The sequence below is a fragment of the Okeania sp. SIO2C9 genome (assembly GCF_010672455.1).
Classification (GTDB): domain Bacteria; phylum Cyanobacteriota; class Cyanobacteriia; order Cyanobacteriales; family Microcoleaceae; genus Okeania.
The window spans coordinates 1-4,245 of sequence record NZ_JAAHGO010000173.1 but is presented as its reverse complement, the minus strand read 5'-3'; the positions used below and the strand labels follow the sequence as shown (position 1 = coordinate 4,245).

The following is a 4,245-nucleotide window of genomic DNA, read 5'->3' as shown; positions in this document are numbered from 1 at the left end:
TAGAAGATTGACTTTTCGACTGTACCCGACAAAAGTACAGAAAGAAAAACTATTTTTAGCCAGAAAGCTACACCAACTTTTGTATAACGCTTGTGTCGCTCATAGACGTTTTGAGTGGAGAAAAAACGCCTTTAGTGTAGATTACTTTACTCAACAAAACGCATTACCTGGTTTTAGGCAGCAGTGGCCAGATTACCAGCAACTCAATCTGACTGCGCTACAGGCAACAGTCAAGCGTGTTGACTTAGCTTATAACGCTTTTTTAAAAGGAATTAGGAAACGCCCTAAATTCAAATCGATCGGGAATTACTCCGGTTGGACTTACCCAGATGGTAGGCAAGGTTTTAAAGTGCAGATTGAATGTAGCCAGAAATATGCAGTCAACTGTGGATGGGTGACACTTAATGACTTGGGTATGAGACTCAGAATGCGGGGTAGGTTTAAGTATTGGGGAAAACCTACTACTTGTACGATTGTTTATCGTCCTCATAAAGATGAGTGGTATGCTTCATTTAGTATCAAGACCTCTGAACCTGAGCCATTGTTTGGTAGTAAGTCTCCACTGGATTATGAGTCAATGGTGGCTTTTGACTTAGGATGTGAAACAGCATTGACTTGCTATGACGGGTATGGGTTCAACTCAATCAGTAATCCTAGATTTGATAGGGAGTTTGCCCCAAAAATTAAGCAAGCTTCACGTCAACTCAAAAGAAAGCAGCGACCAATTAAAGGTAAGCAAAAAGCATCAAGTAGATGGAAAAAAGCGAAGAGAAAAATCTCTAAACTCAAGGCCAAGCAGTCAGCCGTAAGACAAGATTGGCAGCACAAAGTCACAACAGAAATTGCTAGTTGTTATGACATAGTTGTGACCGAAAAGTTAAATGTTAGAGGTATGACCCGCAAGGCTAAAAAAGGTAAACGCAAAAAACAGAAAGCAGGCTTAAACCGTGCCTTATTAGATGTGGGTTTCGGAGCGTTAAATCAAATGGCGCTATATAAAATCCTCGCTAAAGGTGGTTTGCACATAACCATAGATACCAAAAAAGTCAAGCCATCTCAACGTTGCCCTAGCTGTGGAACTGTTCATAGGGAATGGGCGCAATTGAGTAATCGTTACCATGTTTGTGATGATTGTGGTTTTGAGATACCAAGAGACCAAGGCTCGGTCATGGTAATGTGGCAAACAGCAGCGGATAAACAGCCGGGGTTAGGAACTAACCTCGTTAGTCGTCGATGTTCTAGCTCTACTGATTCGACCCGTAAACATACGGGCTCGATGAAGCAACTGGGGCAGATGAAACGATCAAAATCTCAAAATGTAGATGTTTCGGGTGCGGTTTCTCAAACCCCGCACGTCTACACGGCGGGGTAGTTCATCGTCTTAGTTTTAATTACTAGCTAGGGTTTGCGTATGGAAAGTATTTTTGCTCTTTGTAGGGAGTAGGGAGTAGTTAGGACGTAGAAGGAATGGGAATTACAGATCCAGTGGCCATTAATGATAGTCAGAGTGATTTTCGGCTGCGTGCTTCGGTGAAAATCCTCACTTTTTTAACCTACACTTGCTGAAAAGCTCATACTTTTTCCAGATATAAATTGCCTCAAACCAACATCAGTCAATGCTTTGATATTTAATCAGCAAGCCCTAGCTACAGCTAAAACTTTCAACTGAGTGCTACCAAAAATGAATAATATTTGACGCACCACAAAAATCAGAAAATCTGGAAAACAGGTTAAACCTTCAATTGGATTGCTTCACAAAATGAATAATATTTGAAGCGCCACAAAAATAAGAAAATCTGGAAAAAAAGTCCTTTAACCAATCTACAACAGTTTTTTTTCGGCCCAAAATATAATCAAAAACTAAAGAAGTCTAGAAATCTACATAAATTAAAGGTTTCACCGCTCCATATCACCCAAGCACAGATTAGAATAAACCAGTGAAAGCTAGATAGTATGGGGTTTTCAGCAAAAAAATCCTGATGCCATCCCTAAAACTCACGCTTATGATAGGCAAGAGGAGATGGGAAAGCATTATCAGTCAAAAGGTTTGAGGTTTTGGTAGGTCAAAGAAAAGGTTGAAGTTAATCACAAAAAGCCTAATAGTTGAAAACCTATCAATGGTATCCCAAGACCTTGCTTACTTGAACCTTAGATTTAATTGCTGCAAACTAAACCCTGCTAGAACATTCTGTCCAAATTCAAAAGGAGTATCTCAATGAACAAAGGCGAATTAGTTGACGAAATTGCAAAAAAAGCTGATGTCACTAAAAAGCAAGCCGATGCTGTACTTAGTGCAGCCCTAGAAGCTATTATGGAAGCTGTGGCCAGTGGAGATAAAGTGACCCTCGTGGGCTTTGGTTCATTTGAATCAAGAGAACGCAAAGCCAGGGAAGGTCGTAATCCCAAAACAGGTGACAAAATGGAAATACCTGAAACTACAGTGCCTGCTTTTTCTGCAGGTAAATCTTTCAAAGAGTTAGTTGCAAACAGTAAATAACTATATCCAGCTTTGACTAAACCAGTACACGGAGGAAATTTAGCTTGGGCAGCCACAATAGCAGGTTGTCCAATATCTGCTATTCTTGATTTTTCTGCCAGTATTAATCCTCTAGGGCTACCAGATTCTGCTATCCATGCCATTCAAACTCAGATCGATAAACTCAGAGCTTATCCAGACCCTAGTTATCAGGAGTTGAAGAGAGCGCTGAGTTTAGCACATCCTCCTCTGACTCCAGAGTGGGTTTTGCCTGGCAATGGTGCGGCCGAATTATTAACTTGGGCTGCCCTAGATTTGTCAAAGCTGGAGACAACTTATTTGGTAACGCCAGCTTTTGGTGATTATCGACGTGCCCTGCAAACTTTTACTTCTAATGTGGTTGAATGTCCCTTAATCATCGGGCAATGGCAATTACCTCAGTTGGAGATAGGAGCTGATATTAATAAAGGACTGCTTCTAAATAATCCTCATAATCCTACGGGAATGTTGATGAAGCCTGAAGCAATTGTTCCTTATTTAGAAAAGTTCGGTTTGGTAGTGGTAGATGAAGCATTTATGGACTTCTTACCACCGCCTCAACTAGAAAGCTTGGTGCCATTGGTGACAGAATTTGAGAATTTGGTCATTTTACGCTCTTTGACTAAATTCTATAGTTTACCTGGACTACGCTTGGGTTATGCAATTTCTCATCCTGAGCGCCTTCGGAAATGGCAAAAATGGCGAGACCCCTGGCCTGTAAATACTTTTGCTATTGCTGTGGCTCAAGCAGTTTTACAAGACCAAGCATTTCAACAGCTAACTTGGGATTGGTTGGCAGATGCTCGTCCCCAGTTATTCCAAGGGTTGGCGGAGTTACCGGGGTTACAACCATATCCCGGTGCAGCCAATTTTTTATTAGTTAATTCACAAAAGTCCGTTGACTGGCTACAGACAATATTACTGAAACGGCATAAAATTTTGATTAGAGATTGTCTAAGTTTTCCAGAATTGGGCGATCGCTATTTTCGAGTTGCTGTCCGTACCAAAGAAGAGAATCAAATGTTACTTGATGCTTTAACAGAAGTCTTCAACTTCTGCGGGCTGAAGTCGCGCAGCTTGGATAACCCAATATCCGACTAAGAGTTGGCGCTTACCATACAGCTGAAAGCGATAACACTTCAGGGTATTTCCCTAGCTCGGATTATCTGTTGGCCTTTTTGGGTAAAGGCACTGCGTTATTGCAGGACACAACGCTTTTGGTGGTCTTAGGGACTTACAACTTTCTCGAAAAGGATTATCTCTAATGATTCGAGTACCAGTACAAAATCCTGATGGCTCTCCTGCAATGCCCACAAAAGCATCGCGGGCACGTCGTTGGGTCAAGGAAGGAAAAGCTACTGGCCATTGGAATGATGCTGGTTTGTATTATGTTCGATTAGTAGCTGAACCATCAGGTCGTGAAACTCAGAAAATAACAGTTGGTTGCGACCCTGGTAAAAACTATACAGGAATTGCAGTCCAATCTGCTAGGTTCACCCTTTATAGTGCCCATTTGGTTTTGCCTTTTGAGCGCGTAAAAGAAAGACTTGGTTCTGCTGTTATCAAACAAGGAAAAGTCATTAAAAATGTCAGAGGTCGAGCATTACCGAAAAATTAAGGTATAAAGCCTCTCCATTCATGGAGAAAAAAGCGGTCGAGGGATGGCGAGGTCCCCTCGCCATATCCAATCGACCAAGAGAAGAAAAAAATTCCTTTTAATCCAATCCTCT

General features: G+C 41.4%; 4 protein-coding genes. All 4 read left to right on the top strand.

Annotation, left to right across the window (positions count from 1 at the left end; translation table 11 throughout):
• Window positions 1–1,372, top strand: a 1,372-nt coding sequence (locus F6K23_RS39935; protein WP_367267962.1) for an RNA-guided endonuclease InsQ/TnpB family protein, incomplete at its 5' end; no start/stop codon positions are given.
• An 843-nt stretch (window positions 1,373–2,215) separates the two neighbouring features.
• Window positions 2,216–2,497, top strand: coding sequence for an HU family DNA-binding protein (locus tag F6K23_RS39930; protein ID WP_293166676.1), 282 nt, complete (start codon window positions 2,216–2,218; stop codon window positions 2,495–2,497).
• A gap of 12 nt (window positions 2,498–2,509) precedes the next feature.
• Window positions 2,510–3,616, top strand: a complete 1,107-nt coding sequence (gene cobD, locus F6K23_RS39925; protein ID WP_293166674.1) for a threonine-phosphate decarboxylase CobD — start codon at window positions 2,510–2,512, stop codon at window positions 3,614–3,616.
• A 163-nt stretch (window positions 3,617–3,779) separates the two neighbouring features.
• Window positions 3,780–4,133, top strand: a complete 354-nt coding sequence (locus tag F6K23_RS39920; RefSeq protein WP_293166672.1) for an RRXRR domain-containing protein — start codon at window positions 3,780–3,782, stop codon at window positions 4,131–4,133.
• The last annotated feature ends 112 nt before the right edge of the window (window positions 4,134–4,245 follow it).

Bases quoted from the DNA above. Each gene is read 5' to 3' on its own strand.
- F6K23_RS39930 (WP_293166676.1), top strand. From the start codon at position 2,216: ATGAACAAAGGCGAATTAGTTGACGAAATTGCAAAAAAAGCTGATGTC.
- F6K23_RS39920 (WP_293166672.1), top strand. From the start codon at position 3,780: ATGATTCGAGTACCAGTACAAAATCCTGATGGCTCTCCTGCAATGCCC.